This is a genomic window from Pinisolibacter sp. DMC19 (genome assembly GCF_056313985.1).
The window spans coordinates 735,456-760,646 of sequence record NZ_JBQUZF010000001.1; the positions used below are offsets into that span (position 1 = coordinate 735,456).

Genomic DNA, 25,191 nt, shown 5'->3' on the forward strand with positions numbered 1-25,191 from the left:
TCGGGCCCCTGCGGCGATCACGCGGCCGCGACGACGCGCCCCCTCTCCGGCCCCTCTTGCCATTCGCCGACCGCTCCCTATCCTGCGCCGCGTTCGGCGCGGGCGGGTCCGCGCCGCCGGCCGATTGCGGCCGAGGCACGAGAGCTGAACCGCGGATGTCCTTCGAGCGCCACGTCCTTCCGACCGAGACCTTCACGGTCGCCGAATCCCGTCGTCTCGACGATGCCCCGCTGTTCGCGCGTCCCGCCGGCGACTTCGTCTCCGAAGGCGAGATCCGCACCTATCGCGGCGTGAAGGCGACCGGCGAGGGCTTCCTCTTCCGCGGCTTCCGGCCGATGGTCGAATCGAGCGTCGGCGCCCGCCTGACCGCGAAGAACCACGTCGGCCTCGACTGGTCGAACCTCGCCGAGGCGATCCTCGGCGTGCGTTGGTCCTATTTTCGCGCCGCGATGAAGGCGAGCCTGCGCTCGCTCTTCGACACCAGCCCGCAGACCCGCGGCGGCTGGGCGACCAACGGCTGGGCGGCGAACTACTACCACTGGTTCTGCGAGGTCCTGCCGAAGATCCTGCTCCTGAAGGAGTTCGAACCCGACCTGCCGATCCTGCTGCCGCAGGGCCTTGCCCGATGGGTCTTCGTCGGCGCCTCGCTGCGCCTCCTCGGCATCGACGACGTCATCTGGGTCCCCGCCGGCCGCTCGCTGAAGGTCGCCCGTCTCTCGGTGCCGACCGAACTCGCCCCCAGCGCCCGCCAGCGCGCCGATCTGATGGGCGTCATCGGCGGCCGTATCGCCGCCGCCGTGCGCCGCGAACGCGGCCTCGCCGACGTCCCCGAGGCGCCGAAGAGCAAGGTCTTCGTCAGCCGCGCCGCCGCCGACAAGCGCAAGTTCGTCAACGAGGACGCGATCGTCGGCACGCTCTCGGCCGCCGGCTATGCCGTCGTGCAGATGGAGAAGCTGTCGTTCGAAGATCAGGTGCTGACGCTGGCGAACGCCTCGCACCTCGTCTCGATGCACGGCGCGGGGCTGACCAACATGATGTTCATGCCCGCCGGCGCCTCGGTTCTCGAGTTCCGCGTGCCCGAGAACCCGGACTGTTTCGTCGCCCTCGCCGCCGCCTGCGGCCACCGCCATTGGTCGGCCTCGCCCGGCGCGCCGGACGCCGGCTCCTCGGCGCATCTGGCGAACTACGTCGCCGATCCCGCCCGCTTCGCCGCCGTGCTCGAGGCGTTCGACCGCGGGTGACACCCGGCGTACGGCGCTCCAACCCTTTGCTTCTGTTCGGCTTCACCCTGAGGTGCCCGGCTGAAAGCCGGGCCTCGAAGGGCGAAGTCGTCGACGGGCCTTGCCACTCGGCCCTTCGCCCTTCGAGGCTCGCTTCGCGAGCACCTCAGGATGAAGGACCTCCGCGACAGACCGAGAGGGTCGGAACTTCGTGGGTTCGGTATGAGACCTGCCCCTCAGCGCGGCAGCGCGTCGGCGGGGGAGCCCTTCAGCAGCGCGTCGAAATAGGCGATCGTCCGCGTCAGGCCCTCGCGCAGGTCGATCGTCGGCGCCCAGCCGAGCGTCTCGCGCGCCGCCGTGATGTCCGGCCGGCGCTGCATCGGATCGTCCTGCGGCAGCGGCTGGAACAGCAGCTTCGACTTCGCGCCCGTCAGCTCGATCACCTGCTCGGCCAGCTGGCGGATGGTGAACTCGCCCGGATTGCCGATGTTGATCGGCCCGGTGACGGCGTCGCCGGTGTCCATCATCCGGATCATCGCCTCGATCAGATCGTCGCGATAGCAGAAGGAGCGCGTCTGCAGCCCCTCGCCGAAGATGGTGATGTCTTCACCGCGCAACGCCTGGACGATAAAGTTCGAGACGACGCGACCGTCGTTCGGGTGCATCCGCGGCCCGTAGGTGTTGAAGATGCGGACGACCTTGATCCGCAGTTTGTGCTGGCGGTGATAGTCGAAGAACAGCGTCTCGGCGCAGCGCTTGCCCTCGTCGTAGCACGAGCGGATGCCGATCGGATTGACGTTGCCCCAGTAGCCCTCGACCTGCGGATGGACCGCCGGGTCGCCGTAGACCTCCGAGGTCGAGGCCTGGAGGATCTTGGCGCGCAGCCGCTTGGCGAGGCCGAGCATGTTGATCGCGCCGTGCACCGACGTCTTGGTCGTCTGCACCGGATCGTGCTGATAGTGGACCGGCGAGGCGGGACAGGCGAGATTGTAGATCTCGTCGACCTCGACGTAGAGCGGGAAGCAGACGTCGTGGCGCATCAGCTCGAAGCGCGGATGGCCGAGCAGATGTTCGACGTTGCGCCGGGTGCCGGTGTAGAAGTTGTCGACGCAGAGCACCTCGTCGCCGCGCTCGAGCAGGCGCTCCACCAGATGGGAGCCGAGGAAGCCGGCGCCGCCGGTCACGAGGATGCGTCTGGTCATGGCTTCACGTCCGTTCCGCGAGCACCCGCCCGCCCTGGTCTCGATGGCTGAGGCCCCGCGCCTCGACGAGACACGGTTTCGCGGCTAAACGAGAGCCGCCGGCGCCGACGGGAGGGCGCGCCGAACGAACGCGCAACGCAGCCGTCCGTTCGTGCCGCACCCGTCCGACACGGTTCCGTCACGCGCACTCATTACGGCTGCGGTGAAGGTTCGGCAAGGGACGCAGCCGGAAGGATCACGCATGAAGATCACCGTCGTGGGGGCAGGTTACGTCGGCCTGTCGAATGCCATTCTGCTCGCCCGCAACTCCGACGTGGTGCTGCTCGACGTCGACGCCGCCCGCATCGCCCGCATCGCCGCCGGCCAGTCGCCGCTGCGCGACGCCGAGGTCGAGGCGGCGCTGGCCGCCGGCATCCCGCGCCTGACCGCCACCACCGACGCCGCCGTCGCCTACGACGCCCCCGACTTCGTCGTGGTGGCGACGCCGACCGACTACGATCCGGTCAACGACCATTTCGACACCTCGACCGTCGAGGCGGTGATCGCCGAGACCCGCGACCGCGCGCCGCATGCCGCGGTGATCGTCAAGTCGACCATCCCGGTCGGCTTCACCGAGCGCATGCGCCGCCTGCACGGCACCGAGGCGATCGTCTTCTCGCCCGAGTTCCTGCGCGAGGGCCGCGCGCTGATCGACAATCTCCACCCCTCGCGCATCGTCGTCGGCGACCGCGGCGAGATCGGCCGCACCTTCGGCGGCCTACTCGAGGCGGGCGCCGAGAAGAAGAACGTCGCCGTGGTGCTGACCGGCTCGACGGAGGCGGAGGCGATCAAGCTCTTCGCCAACACCTATCTCGCGATGCGCATCGCCTTCTTCAACGAGCTCGACACGTTCGCGCTGACCCGCGGCCTCGACACCGCGACGATCGTCACCGGCGTCGGCCTCGATCCGCGCATCGGCGACCACTACAACAACCCGTCCTTCGGCTACGGCGGCTACTGCCTGCCCAAGGACACCAAGCAGTTGCTCGCCAACTACCGCGACGTGCCGCAGAGCCTGATCCGGGCGATCGTCGATTCCAACTCGACCCGCAAGGACTTCATCGCCTCCGAGATCCTCGCCCGCCGCCCGCGCACCGTCGGCATCTACCGCCTGACGATGAAGTCGGCCTCCGACAACTTCCGCTCCTCCGCCGTGCAGGGCGTGATGAAGCGGATCAAGGCCAAGGGCATCGAGGTGCTGGTGCACGAGCCGACGCTGACCGAGCCGACCTTCTTCAACTCGCCGGTGGTGCGCGACCTCGCCGAGTTCAAGGCGCGCTGCGACGTCATCGTCGCCAACCGCCGCGACGCCGCCCTCGACGACGTCGCCGACAAGATCTTCACACGGGATCTGTTCGGCCGGGATTGAGGGCCGAATCGGGAGAGCGAGGCGCCGAGCCGGCCGCGCCGCGAACCCGCGCGCAAACGGTCATGCGTCCACGAACGCGGGATGCGTGGGCGAAGTCGTGATCGTCGGGAAGGGAGATGGTGCTGCGAGAGAGGATTGAACTCTCGACCTCTCCCTTACCAAGGGAGTGCTCTACCACTGAGCTACCGCAGCGTACCGTCGTTCGAGGAAGCGGCGTTTCCGCCCGGCGACCTCGCGCGGCCCGCTATGTGCCACAGCCGCTCCCCCGTTGCAAGCCTCCCGCCACGCGAAATCGTCGCGTCGCGAAATGCCGGCGCAGGCCGCCGTTTCATCGGTGGAAAACACGGCGGCCCCTCGGCGTCCGTATGCGGGCACGGCCGCGAAGGCCCCACACCCGTCGTCCCACGCCCCGCTTCGCCCGGCTTGCCGCCGCGCCGCGCCTCGGGCAGGATGCGGCCATGTCCGAAGACACCGACAAGACCCGCCCCGCCCCGACGGCCGCCGAACTGCGCGCCGAGCGCCTCGCCGCCGAACTGCGCGCCAACCTGCGCCGTCGCAAGGAACAGGCGCGCGGCAGACGCGACGCGGTGGGCGAGGCGGCCGCAAACGACGCCTCCGACGCCGACTGATCGGTCGCGGGCGGCCTCCACGATCTCGCCGGAATTCACCACGACCTTGGCGCCCGTTGCTTTGCCGGCCGTGCTTCGCTTGCCCCCCGATCCGGGAAGCATTAAGGGAAGCCCACGCAGGAGGAGCGCGAGGCGCGAGGCGCCGCGGCGGCGGCAGACATTCCCGCGCACACGCGAAGGACAGGTCACATGGACAAGATCCGCATCGTCGGCGGCAATCGGCTCGAAGGCATCATTCCGATCTCGGGCGCCAAGAACGCGGCGCTGCCGCTGATCATCGCCTCGCTGCTCACCGACGAGCGCCTGACCCTCGAGAACGTGCCGCGCCTGCGCGACGTCTCACTCCTGACCCGGATCCTCACCAATCACGGCGTCGACTATTCGCTGAACGGCAAGCGCCCGGGCGAGGATCACCTCGCCGGCCAGACCATTCATCTGACCGCCCGCCACATCGTCGACACCCGCGCGCCCTACGAGCTGGTCAGCCAGATGCGCGCCTCCTTCTGGGTGATCGGCCCGCTGCTCGCCCGTTGCCACGAGGCCAAGGTGTCGCTGCCCGGCGGCTGCGCCATCGGCACCCGCCCGGTCGATCTCTTCATCGAGGGCCTGCAGGCGCTCGGCGCCCAGATCGACATCGAGGCCGGCTATGCCGTCGCCAAGGCCCCCGGCGGGCTCGAGGGCGCCCGTTACGTCTTCCCCAAGGTCTCGGTCGGCGCCACCCACACGCTGATGATGGCGGCGACGCTGGCCAAGGGCGAGACCGTGCTCGAGAACGCCGCCCGCGAGCCGGAAGTGGTCGATCTCGCCGCCTGCCTCGTCGCCATGGGCGCGAAGATCACCGGCGCCGGGACTTCGACCATCCGCATCGAGGGCGTCGAGCGCCTGCATGGCGCCACCCACCGCGTCGTGCCCGACCGCATCGAGACCGGCACCTATGCCATGGCCGTGGCGATGACCGGTGGCGACGTGTTGCTGACCGACACCTCGGCCGACCTCCTGCAGAACGCCCTCGACGTGCTCGCCGCCACCGGCACCACGGTCGAGGTGCGCGCCGACGGCATCCGCATCGCCCGCGGCGACGGGCCGATCCTGCCGGTCGACGTCACGACCGAGCCCTTCCCCGGCTTCCCGACCGATCTCCAGGCCCAGTTCATGGCGCTGATGACGCGGTCGAACGGCGTGTCGAAGATCACCGAGACGATCTTCGAGAACCGCTTCATGCACGTCGCCGAACTCGCCCGCCTCGGTGCGAAGATCGAGATCGACGGCCGCACCGCCAAGGTCACCGGCGTGCCGCGCCTGGTCGGCGCGCCCGTCATGGCGACCGACCTGCGCGCCTCGGTGTCGCTGGTCATCGGCGGCCTCGTCGCCGAGGGCGAGACCCTCGTCTCCCGCGTCTACCACCTCGACCGCGGCTTCGAACGCCTCGAGGAGAAGCTCGGCCGCTGCGGCGCGATCGTCGAACGCGTCTCCGGCGAGGGCATGCGCTGATCGTCGGGTTGCGCGTGGCGGTCTCCGTCCCCATATCGGCCGGAGACCCCCGCGCTCCCGATACCGGAAACCGATCATGCCCGAGCTGAAGATCGTTGCCCTCGACGCCGAAGATCTCGAGATCGTCTCGGCGCAGGTGCAGGACGCCGTCCTCAAGGTCGGCGACATCCATTGGCGCGCCGACGAGAAGCGCCTCCTGGTGGCGCTCAACCGCTTCGTCTGGGAGAGCGCGCTCGGCACCCGCACCCGGACCTTCGAGCGCCGCCGCGCCGTGCTCCATCTCTCGCGCGTCACCCGCGTCCAGGCGCAGCACCTCTCGCCGGGCAAGCCCGACGCAGTGCTGGAGCTCCTCGCCGTGCGCTTCACCCCGACCGACGAGCCTTCGGGCTTCGTCGAACTGGTCTTCGCCGGCGGCGCCACCCTGCGTGCCGAGGTCGAATGCCTGGAAGTCGGCCTCGGCGATCTCGGCGCCGCCTGGTCGACCGCGAGCTGCCCCAACCACGAGGCGTGAGCGGCGGCCCTGCGCCGCCTGCGACGCGGCAATTCCTTGCCCCGCCCTCGACGATCCGCTACCACCGCACCAGATGACGGGGACCACCCTCCCCGCCGCCCACCCGCATCCGAGGCTCTCCTCTTGGCCATCCGTCTGGACACGCGCGACGCCGATTTCGAGCGCCGCTTCGCCGATCTCCTCGACATGAAGCGCGAGGTCTCCGAAGACGTCGACCGCGCCGTCGCCGACATCATCGCGCAGGTCCGCGCCCGCGGCGACGCGGCGCTCTACGATCTGACCGCGAAGTTCGACCGCGTCGACCTCCGCCCGACCGGCCTGCGCGTCACGGCCGACGAGATCGCCGCCGCCAAGGCCGCCGTCGCGCCCGAGCTGATGGCAGCCCTCGAACTCGCCCGCGACCGCATCCGCTCGCACCACGCCCGCCAGCTGCCGAAGGACGACGTCTACACCGACAAGATCGGCGTGACGCTCGGCTCGAAGTGGACGGCACTCGAGTCGGTCGGCCTCTACGTGCCGGGCGGCACCGCGAGCTATCCCTCCTCGGTGCTGATGAACGCCGTGCCGGCCAAGGTCGCCGGCGTCGATCGCCTCGTCATGGTGGTGCCGACACCCGACGGCAAGTTGAACCCGCTGGTCCTCGCCGCCGCCGACCTCGCCGGCGTCGACGAGATCTGGAAGATCGGTGGCGCCCAGGCCGTCGCCGCGCTCGCCTATGGCACCGAGAGCATCGCCCCGGTCGCCAAGATCGTCGGCCCCGGCAATGCCTTCGTCGCCGCCGCCAAGCGCCGCGTCTTCGGCAAGGTCGGCATCGACATGATCGCCGGCCCGTCGGAAGTGCTGATCATCGCCGACGAGAAGAACGATCCCGACTGGCTCGCCGCCGACCTGCTCGCCCAGGCCGAGCACGACGCCGCCGCCCAGTCGATCCTGATCACCACCTCGGCCGAACTCGCCGACGCGGTCGAAGAGGCGGTCGAGAAGCAGCTGACGACCCTGTCGCGCGCCGAGACGGCGCGGGCGAGCTGGCGCGACTACGGCGCCATCGTCCTCGTGCGCACCCTCGACGAGGCGGTGCCGCTCGCCGACCGCATCGCCGCCGAGCACCTCGAGATCGCCCTCGACGATCCGGCGCCTCTGGCGGCACGCGTGCGCAATGCCGGCGCCCTGTTCCTCGGCCACCACACGCCGGAGGCCATCGGCGACTATGTCGGCGGCTCGAACCACGTGCTGCCGACGGCGCGTTCGGCGCGTTTCTCGTCGGGCCTGTCGACGCTCGACTTCGTCAAGCGCACCTCGATCCTGCAACTCGACGCCGAGGGCTTGCGCGCGCTCGGGCCGGCGGCGATGCTGCTGGCCGAGGCCGAAGGGCTCGACGCGCACGGCCGCTCGGTGTCCATCCGCCTCAACCTCTGACCACGGGACCCCTCCCGTGACGCTCGGTCGCCTCGGGAGGGCCGCACGCATCCCATGCCCAACGCCAGCCCCGCGAAGCCCCGCACCCGCCTCGTCGCCGTCGACATCGACGAGGCCTCGATCGCCCGCGCCAGCGCCGACGTCGAACACGAACGCGCCACCGCCATCTGGGACCTGATCGAGGACAATTCCTTCGCGCCGGTCGGCCACGAAGGCGGCCCCTATCGGCTGCGCCTCGGGCTGGTCGAGAACCGCATGGCCTTCGAGATCAAGGAAGAGGACGGCACCCCGGTCGCCGCCCATCTCCTGTCGCTGACGCCCTTCCGCAAGATCGTGAAGGACTATTTCTTCGTCTGCGAGAGCTATTTCGCCGCCATCCGCACCGCCACGCCGTCGCAGATCGAGGCGATCGACATGGGCCGCCGCGGCCTGCACAACGACGGCTCGCAGGTGCTGATGGATCGCCTGACCGACAAGGTCGCGGTCGACTTCGGCACCGCCCGCCGTCTCTTCACCCTGATCTGTGCCCTGCACTGGAAAGGCTGAGGCGCATGGGCGGGACGCGGCCGACCTCCGTGCTCTTCGTCTGCGGCCTCAACGCCGTCCGCTCGCCGATGGCCGAGGCGCTGGCCCGCCGCCTCTTCGGCAAGTCGATCTACATCCAGTCCGCCGGCGTCCGGAAGGGCGAGCTCGACCCCTTCTCGGTCAAAGTGATGGAGGAGGTCGGCCTCGACATCGCCAAACACCGGCCGCACACGATCGAAGATCTCGAGGACGACAATTTCGACCTCATCATCACCCTGGCGCCGGAAGCCCACCACAAGGCGCTCGACATGACGCGGACGCTCGCCGCCGACGTCGAATACTGGCCGACCCCCGATCCGCAGCTCGCCACCGGCTCGCGCGACCAGATCCTCGACACCTACCGCCAGGTCCGCGACGGCCTCGAACGCCGCATCCGCACCCGCCTCGACTGGAAGCCCGGCGGCGGCAGCTGATCCGCGATCCATCCGCCCGCGCACACCCGGTTCGGGTTCCCTTTCCCGCCCCGATCCGCTAGCTTGCGCGCGAATTCGCCAATCGCCCGAGAGATCCCCATGACCGCCGAACGTCCCAAACTCGTGCTGGCCTCCGCCTCGCCGCGCCGGCTGGGGCTGTTGCAGCAGATGGGGCTCGATCCCGATCATCTCCAGCCGATGCACGTCGACGAGACGCCGCTTCCCGGCGAACTGCCGCGCCAGCTCGCCCAGCGGCTGGCCAAGGACAAGGCGGAGGCGGCGCTGGCCTGGTCGAAGCGCGACGCCGCCTGGACCGGCAGCCACATCGTCACCGCCGACACCGTCGTCGCCGTCGGCCGCCGCATCCTGCCCAAGGCCGAGACCCGCGACGAGGCCGAGGAATGCCTCAAGCTCCTCTCCGGCCGCGGCCACCGCGTGTGGACCGGCATCGGTCTCGTCACCCCCTCGGGCGCGGTGAAGACGCGGCTGGTGGAGAGCCGTCTGCGCTTCAAGCGCCTCGGCCGCGCCGAGATCGACGCCTATCTCGCCTCCGACGAGTGGCGCGGCAAGGCTGGCGGCTATGCCATCCAGGGCCTCGCCGGCGCCTTCGTGGTGCGGCTGATCGGTTCCTATCCGAACGTCGTCGGCCTGCCGCTCGCCGAGGTCATGGCGATGCTGGAGGGCGCCGGCTATCCGGTCCGTGCCCAGTGGGCGAACCCGCCGGTGCCGGTCTGACCATGGCCCGCACCGCCGCTCCCGAGATCACCGCCCGCCCCTGCCCGATCTGCGGCAAGCCGGCGGTCGCCGCCCATCGCCCCTTCTGCTCGCCGCGCTGCCGTCAGGTCGACCTGCACCGCTGGCTGAACGGCTCCTATGCCGTCCCGGTGGTCGAGGAAGACGGCGCCGAGGACCGCGACGACTGACGTCCGCGCCCGCGACGAAGGCGAATTCCCCATGCGAGGCAGGATCTTGGTGCCTCGCGCGGAGACCCGGGACGAGGCCGCCCGCCCCGTTGCCCACAGGTCGAAGTGCCGATCGATCTTTTCGCGCCCTCCCCTCTGGACAGCCCTCCGACCTCTCGCTATAAGGCGCCTCACCAACGAGGTGGCGGTCACGCCGCCCTCCTCGCCCGGTCGCCTGGGTAGCTCAGTTGGTAGAGCAGCGGATTGAAAATCCGCGTGTCGGCGGTTCAAATCCGTCCCCAGGCACCATTTCCCCCTCCCCCGTTTCGCCTCCGTCTCGACCGCGCTTCACCGCGTCGCCTTCGCGCGCCCGAAAACGCGTCGACCCCGCCGCGGGGCCCGGACAGGCGCCGCGACGGGGTCGAATGCGTGAGACCGATCGATCAGACCGTCGCCTTGCCCGAGGCCACCACGAAGGTGCAGCCGGCCGAAGCGAGCGTCGAGGACGACACCCACAGATCGACGATTGCCGGGTTGGAGACCGCGGTGTTCCACGGATTGTGGAGATGCACGTTGCCGTTCGACGTGTCGTAGCCGATCACCTCGTACATGTGATTGCCGACGAGGTTGCCGGACACCGAACCCGAGGTCGCCAGCATGATCTCCTGGCCGGCGTTGTAGGCATCGACGATCGCCTTGGAGCCGGGCGAATAATAGGAGACCGCCTTGCCGGTGATCTCGGTGATCGGGTCGCCCCAGCCGCCGGCGATCGCCGCGTAGGAGTTCGCCGCCACGCGCGGCAGATAGCCCTCGGCGTTGTACTGGGCATAGGCCTTCTCGACCAGTTCGACCCAACCGACGTTGCCGTTGGCATACTCGAGCTTGGAACCGTTGGCCCAGGACACGTTGCCGAAGGTCGGCAGCTCGTTGTCGACCGTCACCCAGTGGGCGCCGCCGGAATTGTCGAGGAAGCGCACGCCCCAGGTGTTGTTGCCGTTGTCGACGATCATCGACTTGATGACGCTCGGATCGTGGATCGCGATCTCCGCCAGCGACGACATCAGATAGCAGTCGCCGACATAGCCCTGGTTGACGTCCATGTAGGACGGCGTGCCGCCCGCGTTCCACAGCGTCAGGCTGGTCGCCTTGTAGGTCGAACCGTAGCTCGGATCGATCGACGGCAGGTCGGTGCCGAGGAACCACTTGCCGATCAGGCGGTTGGCGTTGACCTCGGTGGTGCCCGACGCCATGTTGCCGAGCGCGACCTGCGATCCGCCGCCGTTCCACCAGGCGTTCGCCTTGTTGCCGCCGACGAGGTCGTGGAAGATCCCGTCGAGATAGGACGAGGTCGAGATCGCCCCGCCCGACGAGGCGACCATCGTGTCGACCGCCTGCAGCGAGGCGAACTCGGCCGCCGTGATGCCGCCGACCGCCGCGTCCTTGAGGATCTTCAGGAGCCCGTCGTAGCCGATCGCGCCGTTCTTGACCTGCGTCTGCAGGTCGGCGGCGATGCCGGCGTCGGTGACGCCGGTCCAGACCGACTGCGACGTGATCGTGCCGGTCGAGATCGCCGACCACAGCGTTCCGTCGGAGGCTTGCAGCGAGAAGGTCTCGGCACCCGACGTCGCGCCGGCGACATAGGTGAGCTTGGCGAGATCGGCGGCGTTGATGGTGATCCACTGGCCCGAGCCGATGGTCACGCCGTTCAGCTCGAAATGGCCGCCGCCCGAGCCGTTGTCCATGAAGCGATACTGCTTGATCGCGTCGCCGTCGGCGTCCGAGACCGACTTGATCAGGCTGGAGGCGGCGATCCTGGCGCCGGCATCGAGCGTCGTCGTCGACGCGGCCACCACCGGCGCGTGCTCGATCGTGGTCAGCGTGCCGTTGACCGACGCCGACCACACCTTGCCGTCGTAGGCCTGCACCGAATAGCTCTCGGCGCCGGAGGCCACGCCGCCGACATAGGTCAGCTTGGAGAGATCGCCCGCACCGATCGTCACCCACTGACCGGAGGCGATCTTCTGCCCGTTGAGCATGAAGTAGCCACCGCCCGCACCGTTGTCCATGAAACGGTACTGGGTGATCGCGTCGCCGTCGGCGTCGGTCGCCGACTTGATCAGCGACGAGGCGGCGATGACCTGGTTGGCGTTGATCGTCGCCGAGTTGGTGGTGACGGTGGCGGCGTGATTGACGATCTGGATCGTCGACACCGCCGAGGCCGACCAGACGGAGCCGTCGTAGGCCTGGATCGACACCGTCTCCGAGCCGGTCGCACCGGCGGCGACGTAGGAGAGCTTGGAGAGATCGCCCGCGGCGATCGTCACCCACTGACCGGAGGCGATCTTCTGCCCGTTCAGCACGAAGGAGCCGCCGCCGGCGCCGTTGTCCATGAAGCGGTACTGGGTGATCGCGTCGCCGTCGACGTCGGTCACCGACCGGATCAGGCTCGCGGCGGCGATCGTCTGGTTCGAGTTGAGCGTCGCGCCGTTCGCGGTGACCACCGCGGCATGATCGACCGTGGTGACGGTGCCGGCGACCGCCGCCGACCACTCCTTGCCGTCGTAGGCCTGGATCGAGATCGCCTCCGCCCCCGAAGCGCCCTTGGCGACATAGGAGAGCTTGGAGAGGTCGGACACCGCGACCGTCACCCACTCGCCCACCGTGACCTTCTGCCCGTTGTAGAGGAGGTAGCCGCCGCCGGTGCCGTTGTCCATGAAACGGTACTGAGTGATGGCGTCGCCGTCGGCGTCCTTCACCGACTTGATCAGCGCCGAGGCGGCGATGCTCTGGTTGGCGTTGAGCTTGGCGCCGTTGGCCGCCAGCACGGCGGCATGGTTCACCGTCGCGAGCGTGCCGACCGACGTCGCCGACCATTCCTTGCCGTCCGACACCTGGACCGAGAAGGTCTCCGAGGCCGAACCGCCGACGGCGACGTAAGTGAGCTTGCCGAGATCGGCGGCATTGACCGTCACCCACTGCCCGGCCGCGACCCTCGAGCCGGAGAGCACGAAGTAGCCACCGGTCGAACCGTTGTCCATGAAGCGGTACTGGGCGATCTTGTCGCCGTCGACGTCGGCCGTCGACTTGATCAGCGCCGAGGCGGCGATCGACTTGTTGGCGTTGATCGTGGCGGAACCGGCGACCACCGTCGCGGCGTGATTGACCGTGCCGATCGTCGCGTCGACGCTTCCCGACCAGACCTTGCCGTCGAAGGCCTGAATCGACACCGTCTCCGTCGCGGTGCCGCCGGCGGCGACGTAGGAGAGCTTGCCGAGCTGCGCGGCGGTGACCGTGACCCATTGGCCGGCGGCGATCCTCGAGCCGGAAAGCACGAAGTATCCGCCGTTCGCGCCGTTGTCCATGAAGCGATACTGGGTGATCCTGTCGCCGTCGGCGTCGCCGACCGACTTGATCAGCGCGGCCGCCGCGACCGACTTGTTGGCATTGATCGAGAGATCGGTGGTCGCCAGCGTCGCCGCGTGATTGACCGTCGTCAGCGTGCCGACCGCCGAACTCGACCACGCCTTGCCGTCGTAGGCCTGGACCTGGAACGTCTCCGAGCCCGAGGCGCCGACGCCGACGTAAGTCAGCCTCGCCAGTTGCGCCTGCGTCACCGTGAACCACTGGCCCGCCGCCATCTTCCGCCCGTCGAGCAGGAAGTATCCGCCGCTCGAGCCGTTGTCGACGAAGCGATATTGGGTGACCGCGTCGCCGTCGGCGTCGCGGACCGAGGCGACGAGGGCGGAGCCCGAGATCGCCTTGTTGGCGTCGACGCTCAGATTGGCGGCGGTCAGGGTCGGTGCGCTGTTCGGCATGGCTCGGGTCGATCCTCGCGACACGGCGGACACGAGGTCCGGCGTTGTAATGCCGAGGATGAAAAGGCCGCGACCCTTTCCAAAGCAATGAAGGGCAACGCGTATCTTGATTGTGTCGCTAAAATTTCCTGAACGTTTCTCATCCGAACTTCCCGGTCTGCTCGACATTGCGGGAAGAGCGCGGAGAACGGCCGATTTTCGTTCACGTTCCGCCAACCGTTTGCGTGCATCGTCGATGTCGAGATCGGTCGACGGATCCGCGGGGGGCGCGGGATGTCCAGACCGTCAGGGGACCCGGCCCGGACCATGCAGAACACCGCCACCGCCCGACCCGACGCGGCCGGGCCCGCGACCCCGGCCGTCGACACCGGCATCGAGGGTCTCGTCCGGCTCGCTCGCCATTTTCAGATCCCGTCCGACGGCGCCCAGCTGCGCCACGAACTGGCGCTCGTCGGTCGCGCCGCCGGCCCGCAGGACATCGTCCGCGCCGCCCGCCTGCTCGACCTCAAGGCCCGCGTCGCCGAGGGCGTCGATGCCGACCGCCTCGGTCGCATCCCGTTGCCGGCGCTGCTCGAGCTGAAGGACGGTTCGTGGTCGATCCTCGCCCCCGGCGCCCCCGACGGCAAGATCCGCCTGATCGACCCCTACGAGCGCGGCGCCGGCGAGATCTCCCTCACCGAGGCGATCGGGCTTTCGACCGGCCGTGCCGTCCAGGTCACCCGCCGCTTCCGCGGCCGCGGCATCGATCCGGAGACCTTCGGCTTCCGCTGGTTCCTGCCGTCGCTGGTGCGCTACCGCAAGCCGCTGATCCAGGTGGTGATCGCGTCGCTCTTCGTGCAGTTCTTCGCCCTGCTGACGCCGATGTTCTTCCAGCTGGTGGTCGACAAGGTGCTCGTCCACAAGGGTCTGTCGACGCTGGTCGTCCTCGTCGCCGGCATGGTGCTGCTCGCCGTCTTCGAGACGCTGCTGCAGTTCCTGCGCACCTATGCGCTGAACCACACCACCAACCGCATCGACGTCGAGCTCGGCGCCCGCCTCTTCTCCCACCTCTTCCGCCTGCCGCTCGCCTATTTCGAGACGCGCGCCGCCGGCCAGACGGTGGCGCGGATGCGCGAACTCGAGACCATCCGCTCCTTCCTCACCGGACAGGGGCTGACGTCGCTGCTCGATCTCGTCTTCACCATCGTCTTCTTCGCGGTGATGTTCGTCTATTCGCCGATGCTGACGCTGGTCGTCCTCGCCTCGATCCCGGTCTATCTGGTGATCGCCGCGGTGCTGAGGCCCCTGCTCCAGGACCAGATCGCCGAGAAGTTCAACCGCGGCGCCCGTTCCCAGCAGTTCCTCGTCGAGAGCGTCGTCGGCGCCCAGACGTTGAAGGCGGCGAGCGTCGAACCGATCATGCAGATGCAGTGGGAGGAACGGCTCGCCGCCTATGTGCGCACCTCCTTCGACGCCTCGATGCTCGGCGCCGTCGGCCAGAACCTCGTGCAGTTCGTCTCCAAGGCGACCACCGCCCTCGTCCTCTTCGTCGGCGCCCAGGCGGTAATGGCGGGCGAGATGACGGTCGGCGAGTTGATCGCCTTCAACATGATCGCCGGTCAGGTGGTCCAGCCGATCCTGCGCCTCTCCCAGCTGTGGCAGGACTTCCAGCAGGTCCAGGTCTCGGTCGAACGCCTCGGCGACATCCTGCTCGCGCCGCCCGAGCCCGCCCCGCCCGCCATGGTGTCGATGAAGCCGCTCGAGGGCGCGATCGAGCTGCGCGGCGTATCCCTGCGCTATCGCCCCGACGCGCCGGAGGTCCTGAAGAACGTCGATCTCTCCATCGCCGCCGGCGAGGTGATCGGCATCGTCGGCCCCTCGGGCTCCGGCAAGTCGACGCTGACCAAGGTGATCCAGCGCCTCCACATGCCCGGCCGCGGCCAGATCCTGGTCGACGGCGTCGACGTCGCCCAGGTCGACCCCGGCTGGCTGCGCCGCCAGATCGGCGTGGTGCTGCAGGAGAACATGCTGTTCAACCGCACCATCCACGAGAACATCGCGCTCGGAAACCCGGCGATGAGCCGCGCCGAGGTTCTAGCAGCCGCCCGCCTCGCCGGCGCCGACGAGTTCATCCGCGAGATGCCGCGCGGCTACGACACGATGATCGAGGAACGCGGCGCCAACCTCTCCGGCGGCCAGCGCCAGCGCATCGCCATCGCCCGGGCGCTCGCCACCAACCCGCGCGTCCTGATCCTCGACGAGGCGACCTCCGCCCTCGACTACGAGAGCGAGCGCATCATCCAGGACAACATGAAGGCGATCGTGAAGGGCCGCACCGTCATCGTCATCGCCCACCGCCTCGCCGCCGTCCGCCCCTGCACGCGGATCGTCGGCATGAGGGCCGGCGAGATCGTCGAGGTCGGCAGCCACGAGGAACTGCTGGCTCGGCCAGACGGCCTCTACGCCCGGCTGTGGTCGCTCCAGTCGGCGGCGAAGGAGGCGTGAGATGAAGTCGATCCTCTCCCGCATCGCCGGAACCGACCGCGAGTTCCTCCCCGCCGCGCTCGAGATCCAGGAGACGCCGCCGGCGCCCCTGCCGATGGCGATCATGGGCACGATCTGCGCCTTCGCCCTCGTCGCCATCCTGTGGTCGTTCTTCGGCCGGCTCGACGTCCATGCGGTGGCACAGGGCAAGGTCGTGTCGAGCCAGTCGACCAAGATCATCCAGCCGCTCGAGCCCGGCCGTGTCGTCGCCATCCGGGTCGAGAACGGCTCGCGGGTGAAGGCCGGCGACCTGCTGATCGAGCTCGACGCCTCGGAGGCCCTCGCCGACGAGCGCACCAGCGCCGACCGGCTCGATTCGAGCCTCGCCGAGGTCGCCCGCCGCCGCTTCTCGACCGAGGTGGTCCGCGCCGCTCAGCGTCGCGTCGCCCGCACCGATGCCGCAGCGACGATCGACACCCTCTTCACCGACGTCGGTCCGATCCCCTTCGACGCCGCCATTCCCGAGGACGCGCGCCGTCGCGAGACCGCGGTGCTCGCCGCCGAACTCGGCCGCCTCGCCGACGCGCTCGCAGCCATCGACAAGCAGGTCGTCCAGAAACAGGCGACCCGCAGCCGCCTCGAGATGGCCATGGCCAACGACCGCCGCCTGATCGACACCGTGCTCGGCCGCGTCGACACCCGCCAGCAGGCGATCGACATGAAGGTCGGCACCAAGATCAACCTCTACGACGCGCAGGAATCGCTCGACCGCGCCCAGGCCTCGCTCGCCGCCGACCAGGGTCAGCTGATCGAGACCGACGCCTCGATCGTCCAGCTCCACGCCGAGAAGCAGAAGGTGCTGTCGCAGTCGATCGCCGAGGACGAGAACCACATCGCCGACGCCGCCCGCAAGGCCGACGAGGCCCGCCAGATGCTCGCCAAGGCCCGCGTCCACCTCGACCGCACCCGCCTCGTCGCGCCGATCGACGGCGTCGTCCAGAAGATGGCGGTGACCACCATCGGCCAAGTGGTGACGACCGGTCAGCAGCTCCTCGTCGTCACCCCCGACCAGGGGCCGCTGCTGATCGATGCGCTGGTCTCCAACCTCGACGTCGGCTTCGTCGAGGTCGGCCAGGACGTGGCGGTCAAGGTCGACGCCTTCCCCTTCACCCGCTACGGCACGCTGCGCGGCGAGGTGGTCAAGATCGCCACCGAAGCGGTCGACGAGGCGGAGGCCAAGCGCACCCTCGCCAATGCGACCGCGCCCGCCGCCGGCGCCGCCGCGGTGGGCGCCGCGCCGGGCGTGCCGCAGAGCTTCGTCTTCCCGGTCACCGTGGCGTTGAAGGACACCGCCATCCGCGTCGACGAGAAGACCATGCCGCTCACCCCCGGCATGACCGTCGTCATCGACATCAAGACGTCGAGCCGCCGGGTGATCGACTACGTCTTCTCGCCCATCGCCAAAGTCTCGTCGGAGGCGCTCAGGGAGCGCTGAGGCGGGACGAGGCGAGGCGCAACGCCGAGGCGTTTCGGATCGACGTCCGTGCGCGATCCTTCGAGACGCGCCTGCGGCGCTCCTCAGGATGAGGTTCCGGAGATTGCCGCGGCAAACACGAACGCCTCATGCTGAGGAGGGCGTCGAAGACGCCCGTCTCGAAGCATCGCGCATGGCATCGAACACGGCCCGACCGCCTCATGCAAAGGCCCGCGGAGGGGAGAGTGGCCCCCGCCGCACCGCCTAGCCCCGCCCTCGACCACCCGCCTCGCCCCCCACACACATCCCAGCCCCACACCATCGCCGCATTGACGATTACGGAAAGATCCTTCCCTATTCAGCATCCCGAGACCGCCGTGCGAGGCTTCCGATGCGTCCGTCCGTGTTCCGCCGCCTGATGAATCTGTGGCCGCCGTTTCTCTTCACCGGCATCCGCTGCACGCACATCTCCGACGACTTCCGCGAGACCGAGGTCGAGCTGCGGCTGCGCTGGTGGAACCGCAACTACGTCGGCGTCCATTTCGGCGGTTCGCTCTTCGCCATGACCGATCCGTTCTACATGCTGATGGTGCTGAAGAATCTCGGCAGGGACTGGGTCGTCTGGGACAAGGGCGCGAAGATCGACTACGTCTCGCCGGGCCGCGGTACCGTCACCGCCCGCTTCCGCCTCGACGAGGCCCGCCTCGACGAGATCCGCGCCGCCGGGGCCGACGGCGCCAGGGTGCTGCCGACCTTCCGCTGCGAGATCACCGACACCGAGGGCCGCCTCGTCGCCACCGTCGACCGCACCCTCTACGTCCGCCGCAAGCGCGAAGCCTCGCCCGCCTCCGCCTGACGCGTCGCGGCGGCTTCGCGCAGCGCCGCGACCATCGCCCGCATGCCGGGCTCCTGCACCTTGTCCCGCCGTCGCACGATGCCGAGCCGACGTTCGAGCGGCGGATCGAGCGAGCGGATGTCGAGGCCCTCCGCCCGCGCGTCGACCGGGAACGCCAGCGCCGGCAGGACCGCGACCCCGAGCCCGGCACCGACCAACTGACGGATCGTCTCGACGCTCGCCAGTTCCATCACCGGCCTGACCGCGACACCGCCGGCGGTGAACCAGTCGTCGACGATGCGGCGGGTCGACCCGCGCGATTCGTAGAGGATCAGCGGATGGCGCGCGAGCTCGACGGCGCCGAGCCCGCCGCCTTCCGGCTCCGAACCGGCCGGCAGCACCGCCACCATCGGATCGACCAGCAGTTCCTCCACTTCCAAGACACGGCCGGACACCGGCAGGGTGACGAGCGCGATGTCGAGGCGGTTGGCCTCGAGCTCGGCCAGCATGTCGGCGGTGTCGCCGGTGCGCACGATGACCTCGAGACCGGGAAAGGCGCCGCGTAGACGCCTGAGCGGCCCGGGCAGGAAATGCAGGCAGGCCGTCGCTCCGGTGCCGATCGCCACCCGGCCGGTCGTTCCCTCGCGATGCGGGGCGATCGCGGCGATCGCCGCGGCATGGGCCGCCCGCAGCCGCTCGACATGCACCAGGAGCTCCACCCCCGCGGCGGTCGGCGTCACCCGTCGCCCGATCCGCTCGAGCAGACGCACGCCGAGTTCGCGCTCCAGCCGCCGGACCTTCAGGCTCATCGCCGACTGCGTCAGTCCCAGTTCGTCGGCCGCGCGGGTGAAGCCGCCGGCGGTGGCGACGGCGCGAAAGGCGAAGAGCGCGTCGAGGTCAGGGCTGATCATCGATGATTTTTTCTCATGCTTTGCACAATTGTCATGAGCTTGATCGAAGGAGAGCCATCCCGCAAGAAGAGAGCCGCGCGGCTCGTGCCGCCCACGAAGGATCTCCGATGTCCGCCGCCACGCTCCACGTCCGCCCCGCCGCGACCGCCGACTTCGCGGCGATCCGCGCGATCTACGCCCACGCCGTGGAGACCGGTTGCGCCTCCTTCGAACTCGACGCCCCGAGCCTCGCCGAGATGCTCGCCCGCCGCGACAAGATCGCCGCCGAGGGCTTTCCCTGGCTGGTGGCGGAGGAAGAGGGCCGCGTCCTCGGCTACGGCTATCTCGGCTTCTACCGCACCCGGCCGGCCTATCGCTTCACCGTCGAGAACTCGGTCTATGTCGCCCCCGACGCCAAGGGCCGCGGCGTCGGCCGGGCGCTGATGGTCGAGCTCCTCGCCCGCGCCGAGGCCATGGGCTTCCGCCGGATGATCGCGGTGATCGGCGACAGCGGCAACGCCGCCTCGATCGGCCTCCATGCCGCGCTCGGCTTCGAGCCCGCCGGCGTCCTGCCCTCGGTCGGCTGGAAACACGGCCGCTGGCTCGACAGCGTGCTGATGCAGCGCCCCCTCGGGGACGGCGACGTCACTCCGCCGGCCGATCGCGTGCCGGCGGACACGACCGCATGATCTCGCGCAGGGTCATCGTCGCGCTCTCCGCCTCGCAGCTGATCGGCTGGGGCGTCACCTTCTATGCCGTCGGCCTCTTCTCCGGCCGCATCGTCGCCGATACCGGCCTCTCCCTCACCACCGTCCACGGCGGCTTCTCGCTCGCCCTCGTCGTGATGGGCCTCGTCTCGCCCGCCGTCGGCCGCGCCATCGACCGCGCCGGCGGCCGCATGACCATGACCATCGGCTCGGCGCTCTCGGCGCTCGGCCTCGCCGTGCTGGCGCTGTCGCACGAGGAGATCGCCTGGTTCGCCGGCTGGGCGATCCTCGGCGTCTCGATGCGCATGACGCTCTACGACGCCGCCTTCGCCGCGCTGGTCCGCATCGATCCCGCCGACGCCCGCCGCGCGCTCTCCACCGTGGCGCTGTCGGGCGGTCTCGCCTCGACGGTGTTCTGGACGGTCGGCGAATTCCTCGCCGTCCACTGGGGCTGGCGCGTCGCCATGGGCGCCTTCGCCGGCTTCGCCGCGCTCACCCTGCCGCTGCACTGGATGCTGCCGGCCGCCGCCGCCGATCAGCACCTCCACGTCGACCCGAACGCGAAGCCCCTCGCCCCGCCGCTCGCCGAGACCGCGGAGGAACGCCGCGTCGCCGCCTTCCTCTTCGCCACGATGATCGTCGCCGTCTCGACGCTCGCCTCCGCACTCGCCGCCCAGATCATCCCGCTGATGACCGCCGTCGGCCTCGCCGGCTCTGCCGCCGTCTTCGTCGCCACCACCCGCGGCGTCGGCCAGTCGGCCGCCCGCCTCGCCGAACTCGCATCCGGCAGCCGCCTGCATCCGGTCGACCTGACGCTGCTCTCCTGTGCGCTCCTGCCCGTGACGCTCGCCTTCGCCCCCTTCGCCGGCCTCTCCTACGCCGCCGCCCTCGCCTTCGCGATCGGCGGCGGCATGGGCAACGGCCTCGTCACCGTGGCCCGCGGCGCCCTGCCGCTGGTGCTCTTCGACCCCGCCGTCTACGGCTCGCTGACCGGCCGCCTCGGCGCCCCCGCCTTCTGGGCCTCGGCGGTGGCGCCGGTGACGGTCGCCGCGATCCTCGATCGCTTCGGCCCCAACGCCGCCTTCGCCGCCCTCGCGGTCCCGGCGCTGGCCGCCGCCGGTGCGGCACTCCTCCTGCGCCTGCGCTTCGGCGCCCGGATCGCGGCGCGCAAGCCCGGAAACCACCTCTGAACCACGTTCCCTCGCGTCGCCTCGGCGCCATGGGCAGAGCCCGAATTCTGTGCAATACTCCCCGGAAACAAGAGAGACTTCCTCGGGAGGGAAGCCGCAGATGAAGACGTCCATGCCCCTGCTCGTCGCGACCTTCGTCGTGGCCGCGATCGTGTCCCTCGTACTGCCGAACATCACCGGCGCACCGCGCCCGGCGGCCAATCCCGCCGTTGCGCAGGCCTCGTTGGGTACGCTCTCCGCGTCCCGCTGACACGTCCGCCGCCGTCCACCCGACGCGTTCTCGTTCCCCCGGCACCCTCCACGGAGGCCGGGGCTTTCGGTCATGGACCCGACCGACACGGGCGGCGATACGGCGAATGATCATTTCTCGAGCCGAATGCTCATGATTTGAGCCATGGCCTGCACGATACGCAGGCAATCGTGACGTTTCGTCACCGAGACCAACGTCTCTGCTCGAGACGCTTGCTCGTTGATCGGTGAATGAGCAGAATTGGCACGTGACTTGCTCACGATTTCGCCAATTCGCATCGAAATTCCGCACCCGGGGGTTCGCATGAAGCTCGTCGTCGCCGTCATCAAGCCGTTCAAACTCGACGAGGTCCGCGACGCGCTGACCAAGCTCGGGATCCACGGCATGACCATCACCGAAGTGAAGGGCTACGGCCGCCAGAAGGGTCACGCCGAGATCTACCGCGGCGCCGAATACGTCGTCAGCTTCCTGCCCAAGGTCCGCCTCGAAGCCGCCGTTCCCGACGGTCTGGTCGAGGCCACCGTCGATGCGATCCGCACCGCCGCCCATTCCGGCCAGATCGGCGACGGCAAGATCTTCGTCCTGCCGATCGAACAGGCCATGCGCATCCGCACCGCCGAGACCGGCGACGACGCCCTCTGAACACACCCCCGTCCGGCCGGCGAGCCCGTGACGCGGGTGGGCCGGTCGGGCTGACCATCGATCGAACGCGACCGGGGGAAGGTCGCGATCGTTCATCCTCTCGACCGGAACCCACGCCCATGTCGAAACTCGCGACGTCCCTCGCCGGGGCGATGCTCTTCCTTTGCCTCGGCTCCGCCGCCCGCGCCGCCGAGGGCGGCATCGACGCCGCCGATACCGGCTTCATGATGGTGGCCACCGCCCTCGTGCTGATGATGACGCTGCCGGGTCTGGCGCTCTTCTACGCCGGCATGGTGCGCAAGAAGAGCCTGCTCGCCATCATGGCCCAGTCGGTCGCCGCCACCGCGATCGTCTCGATCCTGTGGTTCGGTTTCGGCTATTCGCTGGTCTTCTCCGGCGACGGCGCGATGATCGGCGACTTCGCCCGCCTGTTCGGCCACGGCATCGCCCCGACGACCACGATCGCCGCGGCGCCGACCATCCCGGAACTGCTGTTCATGGCCTATCAGATGACCTTCGCGGTCATCACCTGCGCCCTGGTCGGCGGCGCCGTCGCCGACCGCATGAACTTCGCCGCCTTCCTCGCCTTCTGCGTGGTATGGCTGTTCCTGGTCTACGTGCCCTCCGCCCATTGGGTGTGGGGCGGCGGCTTCCTGGCAAAGCTCGGCGCCCTCGACTTCGCCGGCGGCACGGTCGTCCACATCAACGCCGGCATCGCCGGTCTGGTTGCCGCCGTGATGGTCGGCAAGCGCATGGGCTACGGCCGCGAGAATCTCGCGCCCTACGACATGTCGCTGGCCGTGATGGGCACCGGCCTCCTGTGGGTCGGTTGGTTCGGCTTCAACGGCGGTTCGGCGCTCGCCGCCTCCTCGCGCGCCGTCTACGCCATCGTCGCCACCCACCTCTCGGCCTGCGCCGGCGCCATCGCCTGGACGACGCTGGAATGGCTCCACCGCGGCAAGCCCTCGGTGCTCGGCATGATCTCGGGCGCCATCGCCGGCCTCGGCATGATCACCCCGGCCTCGGGCTACATTGAGCCCTGGGCGGGTCTGGTCATCGGCCTCGTCGGCGGGTTCGCCTGCTACTGGTGCTGCACCTGGCTGAAGGTGCGGCTCGCCTACGACGACAGCCTCGACGTCTTCGGCGTCCACGGTGTCGGCGGTCTGATCGGCACCACGCTGGTCGGCGTCTTCGCCACCGCCTCGGTCACCGGCGACGCCGCCCAGGCGGGCCTCGTCGACGGCAACTGGAAGCTCCTCGGTGCCCAGCTCGTCGCCGTCGCCGCGGTGACCGCATGGTGCGTCGTCGGCACCTGGGTCGCGCTGAAGATCGCCGGACTGATCGCCCCGCTGCGGGTCGCGCCCGACCAGGAACGCGAAGGTCTCGACCTCGCTCTCCACGGCGAGACGCTGCACGCCTGACGCAACGTCATACAAATCGCCGGAAAACCGCGAACGACGGCGAAAAACCGCCGTCGTTCGGCCCTCTGTAGATTTCCCGTGGTGCCACCGAATACCGGACGTGGTAGAATTCCTCCGGTCGGGACAACGGGTCCCGACACCTCCCGCACGTTCGTGGAGGAAAAGTCATGGCCAAGAAGTCCGACAAGCTTCCCGTCCGTGTCGCCGGCAACGACGAAACTCTCCGCGACATCGGTTGGCCGCAGGTCACCGACCTCGCGCACGAGGTGAACCGCGTCTTCGACCTCGCCGATCCGAGCCGGGTCGAAGCGCCGATCCCGCAACGTGTCGCCGGAACGCGGCGAACCTGGCTGCCCTCGGTCGACCTCGTCGAACGCGACGGCGCCTGGGTGATCACCTGCGAGGTGCCCGGCTTCACCGCCGAAACGCTCGACGTCGCCGTCTCCGGCGACTTCGTCACCCTGACGGGCAACCGGTCCGCCCGGCACGAGACGGCGGCGTCGATCGAGACGCACGGCGTCTCCTTCGTCCGCGCCTTCCACCTGCCCGACGACGTCGACCGCGCCACCGTCACGGCCGAACTGCGCGGCGACACGCTGGTCGTCACGCTCCACAAGACGATGCCGAAGGCGTCTTCGGCGCGGGAGATCGTCACGCGGGCAGCGTGATCTCCCGCGCCGGCCTTCGCCCCTCCGGCGAAGGCGGCGACGGACCGACGCGCCGACGCGCGCCGTCGCGACTTCGGATGCTCACACCTTCGGAACGATCGCCAGCCGCTCGACGATCTCGCCATTGACGAGATGGGTGTCGACGATCTCGTCGACGTCGGCCTCGGTCTTGGGCGCGTACCACACGCCCTGCGGATAGACGACCATCAACGGCCCGGCCCGGCAGAAGCCGAGGCAACCGGTCGCCGTCATCGCGACCTCGGGGTTCTGCAGCGACTCGACACCCCATTGCAGGCGTTTCCACAGCGGTTCGGCACCCTGCGCCCCGCACGAGCCGCGCGGATGGCCCGGCGGCCGGCTCTGGAAACAGGCAAAGACGTGATGCTTGAACACCTGCGGAATTTCCGACGACATCGTCTGCTCCTCGTGGCCGTGGACGATCGGTGTTTGTCCTTATTCAAGCCCCGTGCCGCCACGTCCAGCCCCCGGCGTGATTCTTGCCTTGACGCCGGGGAAAGCACTGAAATGCGAGGAAAGCCGACATGTCGAGTGAACGGGGCGCACAGCGCCGGCGGATCGAGGACGCGATCGACTTCGGCGACGTGTCGGACGACGTGAACGAAATCCTACAAAGAGGCGTCGTCGCCTACCGCACCGATCGTGCCGCCGCCGACGCCGCCTTCCGCGAAGCCCTGGCGCTCGACCCGCGCGCACTCGCCACCTGGTTCTGCCTCTACAAGATCCACACCTATTCCGGCGATCTCGACGCCGCCCTCGAAGCGGCCGAAGGCGGCCTGCGCGAGGCGGCGCGTGCCGCCAATCTCGCGCCCGACTGGCGACTCTGGGGCACGGAAGAGATCTCGCTCGAAGGCCCCGGCCGCTTCGCACTCTACACGCTGAAGGCCCTCGCCTTCATCCGCCTGCGCCGCGACGAGGGGGCGGAGGCGCGCGCCGTGCTCGACGCGCTCGCCCGGCTCGATCCGACCGACGCCGTCGGCGGCTCGGTGGTCGACGCCATCTGGCGCGGTGCCACGACGTGAAGACGCGAAGGCGCGGCGA

General features: G+C 69.4%; 24 protein-coding genes and 2 tRNA genes. 21 read left to right on the plus strand and 5 right to left on the minus strand.

Going from position 1 to position 25,191, the window contains the following annotated elements:
• Nucleotides 1-155 precede the first annotated feature (155 nt).
• Nucleotides 156-1,241, plus strand: a complete 1,086-nt coding sequence (locus tag ACT53U_RS03305) for a glycosyltransferase family 61 protein (RefSeq protein WP_476152699.1) — start codon at nucleotides 156-158, stop codon at nucleotides 1,239-1,241.
• 215 nt (nucleotides 1,242-1,456) lie between these two features.
• Here ACT53U_RS03305 and ACT53U_RS03310 read toward each other — a convergent pair whose 3' ends face one another.
• On the minus strand, nucleotides 1,457-2,422 hold the full coding sequence (locus tag ACT53U_RS03310; protein ID WP_476152700.1) for a UDP-glucuronic acid decarboxylase family protein: 966 nt from the start codon (nucleotides 2,420-2,422) through the stop codon (nucleotides 1,457-1,459).
• A gap of 241 nt (nucleotides 2,423-2,663) precedes the next feature.
• On the opposite strand from ACT53U_RS03310, the gene ACT53U_RS03315 reads away from it, so the two are divergent.
• Nucleotides 2,664-3,830, plus strand: a complete 1,167-nt coding sequence (locus ACT53U_RS03315; protein WP_476152701.1) for a nucleotide sugar dehydrogenase — start codon at nucleotides 2,664-2,666, stop codon at nucleotides 3,828-3,830.
• A 117-nt stretch (nucleotides 3,831-3,947) separates the two neighbouring features.
• Here the strand turns inward: ACT53U_RS03315 and ACT53U_RS03320 are convergent.
• Nucleotides 3,948-4,022 (minus strand) — tRNA-Thr (locus ACT53U_RS03320).
• A 266-nt stretch (nucleotides 4,023-4,288) separates the two neighbouring features.
• Here ACT53U_RS03320 and ACT53U_RS03325 point away from each other — a divergent pair.
• From ACT53U_RS03325 to ACT53U_RS03365, 9 genes are all read left to right on the plus strand, one after another.
• On the plus strand, nucleotides 4,289-4,459 hold the full coding sequence (locus tag ACT53U_RS03325; protein ID WP_476152703.1) for a hypothetical protein: 171 nt from the start codon (nucleotides 4,289-4,291) through the stop codon (nucleotides 4,457-4,459).
• Between the two features lie 189 nt (nucleotides 4,460-4,648).
• A complete protein-coding gene (gene murA / locus ACT53U_RS03330; RefSeq protein ID WP_476152705.1) occupies nucleotides 4,649-5,950 on the plus strand; it encodes a UDP-N-acetylglucosamine 1-carboxyvinyltransferase in 1,302 nt (433 codons plus the stop codon).
• Nucleotides 5,951-6,026: 76 nt separating this feature from the next.
• Nucleotides 6,027-6,461: a DUF2948 family protein gene (locus ACT53U_RS03335; RefSeq protein WP_476152706.1), complete on the plus strand. Its 435-nt coding sequence runs from the start codon at nucleotides 6,027-6,029 to the stop codon at nucleotides 6,459-6,461.
• A gap of 123 nt (nucleotides 6,462-6,584) precedes the next feature.
• Entirely contained in the window at nucleotides 6,585-7,877 is a 1,293-nt protein-coding gene (gene hisD / locus ACT53U_RS03340; RefSeq protein ID WP_476152708.1) for a histidinol dehydrogenase, read from the plus strand.
• A gap of 54 nt (nucleotides 7,878-7,931) precedes the next feature.
• Nucleotides 7,932-8,423 (plus strand): UPF0262 family protein, encoded by a 492-nt coding sequence (locus ACT53U_RS03345; protein WP_476152709.1) that lies wholly within the window; start codon nucleotides 7,932-7,934, stop codon nucleotides 8,421-8,423.
• A 5-nt stretch (nucleotides 8,424-8,428) separates the two neighbouring features.
• On the plus strand, nucleotides 8,429-8,875 hold the full coding sequence (locus ACT53U_RS03350; protein ID WP_476137947.1) for an arsenate-mycothiol transferase ArsC: 447 nt from the start codon (nucleotides 8,429-8,431) through the stop codon (nucleotides 8,873-8,875).
• A 99-nt stretch (nucleotides 8,876-8,974) separates the two neighbouring features.
• Nucleotides 8,975-9,610 carry a Maf-like protein gene (locus ACT53U_RS03355; protein WP_476152711.1) on the plus strand — a complete coding sequence of 212 codons (636 nt, stop codon included), beginning with the start codon at nucleotides 8,975-8,977 and terminating at the stop codon, nucleotides 9,608-9,610.
• A gap of 2 nt (nucleotides 9,611-9,612) precedes the next feature.
• Complete coding sequence (gene yacG / locus ACT53U_RS03360) at nucleotides 9,613-9,798, plus strand: DNA gyrase inhibitor YacG (RefSeq protein WP_476152712.1); 186 nt, start codon at nucleotides 9,613-9,615, stop codon at nucleotides 9,796-9,798.
• Nucleotides 9,799-10,010: 212 nt separating this feature from the next.
• Nucleotides 10,011-10,086 (plus strand) — tRNA-Phe (locus ACT53U_RS03365).
• 134 nt (nucleotides 10,087-10,220) lie between these two features.
• On the opposite strand, the gene ACT53U_RS03370 is transcribed toward ACT53U_RS03365, so the two are convergent.
• The gene (locus ACT53U_RS03370) at nucleotides 10,221-13,592 is read right to left on the minus strand and encodes a C2 family cysteine protease (protein ID WP_476152713.1); all 3,372 of its coding nucleotides are present in this window, start codon (nucleotides 13,590-13,592) and stop codon (nucleotides 10,221-10,223) included.
• A 306-nt stretch (nucleotides 13,593-13,898) separates the two neighbouring features.
• Here ACT53U_RS03370 and ACT53U_RS03375 point away from each other — a divergent pair, with 306 nt between their 5' ends.
• From ACT53U_RS03375 to ACT53U_RS03385, 3 genes are all read left to right on the plus strand, one after another.
• Nucleotides 13,899-16,076 (plus strand): type I secretion system permease/ATPase, encoded by a 2,178-nt coding sequence (locus ACT53U_RS03375; RefSeq protein ID WP_476152715.1) that lies wholly within the window; start codon nucleotides 13,899-13,901, stop codon nucleotides 16,074-16,076.
• 1 nt (nucleotide 16,077) lies between these two features.
• On the plus strand, nucleotides 16,078-17,550 hold the full coding sequence (locus ACT53U_RS03380) for an HlyD family type I secretion periplasmic adaptor subunit (protein ID WP_476152717.1): 1,473 nt from the start codon (nucleotides 16,078-16,080) through the stop codon (nucleotides 17,548-17,550).
• Nucleotides 17,551-17,920: 370 nt separating this feature from the next.
• On the plus strand, nucleotides 17,921-18,385 hold the full coding sequence (locus tag ACT53U_RS03385) for a DUF4442 domain-containing protein (RefSeq protein WP_476152718.1): 465 nt from the start codon (nucleotides 17,921-17,923) through the stop codon (nucleotides 18,383-18,385).
• Here ACT53U_RS03385 and ACT53U_RS03390 read toward each other — a convergent pair.
• Nucleotides 18,343-19,275 (minus strand): LysR family transcriptional regulator, encoded by a 933-nt coding sequence (locus tag ACT53U_RS03390; RefSeq protein ID WP_476152719.1) that lies wholly within the window; start codon nucleotides 19,273-19,275, stop codon nucleotides 18,343-18,345. The two genes, ACT53U_RS03385 and ACT53U_RS03390, sit on opposite strands and share 43 nt — an antisense overlap.
• 107 nt (nucleotides 19,276-19,382) lie before the next feature.
• Here ACT53U_RS03390 and ACT53U_RS03395 point away from each other — a divergent pair, with 107 nt between their 5' ends.
• From ACT53U_RS03395 to ACT53U_RS03420, 6 genes are all read left to right on the plus strand, one after another.
• The gene (locus ACT53U_RS03395) at nucleotides 19,383-19,943 is read left to right on the plus strand and encodes an N-acetyltransferase family protein (protein ID WP_476152720.1); all 561 of its coding nucleotides are present in this window, start codon (nucleotides 19,383-19,385) and stop codon (nucleotides 19,941-19,943) included.
• Nucleotides 19,940-21,151 carry an MFS transporter gene (locus ACT53U_RS03400; RefSeq protein WP_476152721.1) on the plus strand — a complete coding sequence of 404 codons (1,212 nt, stop codon included), beginning with the start codon at nucleotides 19,940-19,942 and terminating at the stop codon, nucleotides 21,149-21,151. Before ACT53U_RS03395 ends, ACT53U_RS03400 begins: the two co-directional genes overlap by 4 nt.
• Before the next feature lie 100 nt (nucleotides 21,152-21,251).
• Nucleotides 21,252-21,401, plus strand: a complete 150-nt coding sequence (locus ACT53U_RS03405; RefSeq protein WP_476152723.1) for a hypothetical protein — start codon at nucleotides 21,252-21,254, stop codon at nucleotides 21,399-21,401.
• A 303-nt stretch (nucleotides 21,402-21,704) separates the two neighbouring features.
• Nucleotides 21,705-22,043: a P-II family nitrogen regulator gene (locus ACT53U_RS03410; RefSeq protein WP_476152725.1), complete on the plus strand. Its 339-nt coding sequence runs from the start codon at nucleotides 21,705-21,707 to the stop codon at nucleotides 22,041-22,043.
• A gap of 119 nt (nucleotides 22,044-22,162) precedes the next feature.
• Nucleotides 22,163-23,464: an ammonium transporter gene (locus ACT53U_RS03415; protein WP_476152727.1), complete on the plus strand. Its 1,302-nt coding sequence runs from the start codon at nucleotides 22,163-22,165 to the stop codon at nucleotides 23,462-23,464.
• Between the two features lie 167 nt (nucleotides 23,465-23,631).
• Nucleotides 23,632-24,132: an Hsp20/alpha crystallin family protein gene (locus ACT53U_RS03420; protein WP_476152729.1), complete on the plus strand. Its 501-nt coding sequence runs from the start codon at nucleotides 23,632-23,634 to the stop codon at nucleotides 24,130-24,132.
• Nucleotides 24,133-24,213: 81 nt separating this feature from the next.
• Here ACT53U_RS03420 and ACT53U_RS03425 read toward each other — a convergent pair whose 3' ends face one another.
• Entirely contained in the window at nucleotides 24,214-24,546 is a 333-nt protein-coding gene (locus ACT53U_RS03425) for a (2Fe-2S) ferredoxin domain-containing protein (RefSeq protein WP_476152731.1), read from the minus strand.
• A 128-nt stretch (nucleotides 24,547-24,674) separates the two neighbouring features.
• Between ACT53U_RS03425 and ACT53U_RS03430 the strand changes: the two genes are divergently transcribed.
• Nucleotides 24,675-25,172, plus strand: coding sequence for a hypothetical protein (locus ACT53U_RS03430; RefSeq protein WP_476152733.1), 498 nt, complete (start codon nucleotides 24,675-24,677; stop codon nucleotides 25,170-25,172).
• Nucleotides 25,173-25,191: the final 19 nt, after the last annotated feature.

Excerpts from the sequence above, each read along its gene's own strand:
- ACT53U_RS03305 (WP_476152699.1), top strand. The coding sequence starts at position 156 with ATGTCCTTCGAGCGCCACGTCCTTCCGACCGAGACCTTCACGGTCGCC.
- ACT53U_RS03310 (WP_476152700.1), bottom strand. The coding sequence starts at position 2,422 with ATGACCAGACGCATCCTCGTGACCGGCGGCGCCGGCTTCCTCGGCTCC.
- ACT53U_RS03315 (WP_476152701.1), top strand. The coding sequence starts at position 2,664 with ATGAAGATCACCGTCGTGGGGGCAGGTTACGTCGGCCTGTCGAATGCC.
- ACT53U_RS03325 (WP_476152703.1), top strand. The coding sequence starts at position 4,289 with ATGTCCGAAGACACCGACAAGACCCGCCCCGCCCCGACGGCCGCCGAA.
- murA (WP_476152705.1), top strand. The coding sequence starts at position 4,649 with ATGGACAAGATCCGCATCGTCGGCGGCAATCGGCTCGAAGGCATCATT.
- ACT53U_RS03335 (WP_476152706.1), top strand. The coding sequence starts at position 6,027 with ATGCCCGAGCTGAAGATCGTTGCCCTCGACGCCGAAGATCTCGAGATC.
- ACT53U_RS03345 (WP_476152709.1), top strand. The coding sequence starts at position 7,932 with ATGCCCAACGCCAGCCCCGCGAAGCCCCGCACCCGCCTCGTCGCCGTC.
- ACT53U_RS03350 (WP_476137947.1), top strand. The coding sequence starts at position 8,429 with ATGGGCGGGACGCGGCCGACCTCCGTGCTCTTCGTCTGCGGCCTCAAC.
- ACT53U_RS03355 (WP_476152711.1), top strand. The coding sequence starts at position 8,975 with ATGACCGCCGAACGTCCCAAACTCGTGCTGGCCTCCGCCTCGCCGCGC.
- yacG (WP_476152712.1), top strand. The coding sequence starts at position 9,613 with ATGGCCCGCACCGCCGCTCCCGAGATCACCGCCCGCCCCTGCCCGATC.
- ACT53U_RS03370 (WP_476152713.1), bottom strand. The coding sequence starts at position 13,592 with ATGCCGAACAGCGCACCGACCCTGACCGCCGCCAATCTGAGCGTCGAC.
- ACT53U_RS03375 (WP_476152715.1), top strand. The coding sequence starts at position 13,899 with ATGCAGAACACCGCCACCGCCCGACCCGACGCGGCCGGGCCCGCGACC.
- ACT53U_RS03380 (WP_476152717.1), top strand. The coding sequence starts at position 16,078 with ATGAAGTCGATCCTCTCCCGCATCGCCGGAACCGACCGCGAGTTCCTC.
- ACT53U_RS03385 (WP_476152718.1), top strand. The coding sequence starts at position 17,921 with ATGCGTCCGTCCGTGTTCCGCCGCCTGATGAATCTGTGGCCGCCGTTT.
- ACT53U_RS03390 (WP_476152719.1), bottom strand. The coding sequence starts at position 19,275 with ATGATCAGCCCTGACCTCGACGCGCTCTTCGCCTTTCGCGCCGTCGCC.
- ACT53U_RS03395 (WP_476152720.1), top strand. The coding sequence starts at position 19,383 with ATGTCCGCCGCCACGCTCCACGTCCGCCCCGCCGCGACCGCCGACTTC.
- ACT53U_RS03400 (WP_476152721.1), top strand. The coding sequence starts at position 19,940 with ATGATCTCGCGCAGGGTCATCGTCGCGCTCTCCGCCTCGCAGCTGATC.
- ACT53U_RS03405 (WP_476152723.1), top strand. The coding sequence starts at position 21,252 with ATGAAGACGTCCATGCCCCTGCTCGTCGCGACCTTCGTCGTGGCCGCG.
- ACT53U_RS03410 (WP_476152725.1), top strand. The coding sequence starts at position 21,705 with ATGAAGCTCGTCGTCGCCGTCATCAAGCCGTTCAAACTCGACGAGGTC.
- ACT53U_RS03415 (WP_476152727.1), top strand. The coding sequence starts at position 22,163 with ATGTCGAAACTCGCGACGTCCCTCGCCGGGGCGATGCTCTTCCTTTGC.
- ACT53U_RS03420 (WP_476152729.1), top strand. The coding sequence starts at position 23,632 with ATGGCCAAGAAGTCCGACAAGCTTCCCGTCCGTGTCGCCGGCAACGAC.
- ACT53U_RS03425 (WP_476152731.1), bottom strand. The coding sequence starts at position 24,546 with ATGTCGTCGGAAATTCCGCAGGTGTTCAAGCATCACGTCTTTGCCTGT.
- ACT53U_RS03430 (WP_476152733.1), top strand. The coding sequence starts at position 24,675 with ATGTCGAGTGAACGGGGCGCACAGCGCCGGCGGATCGAGGACGCGATC.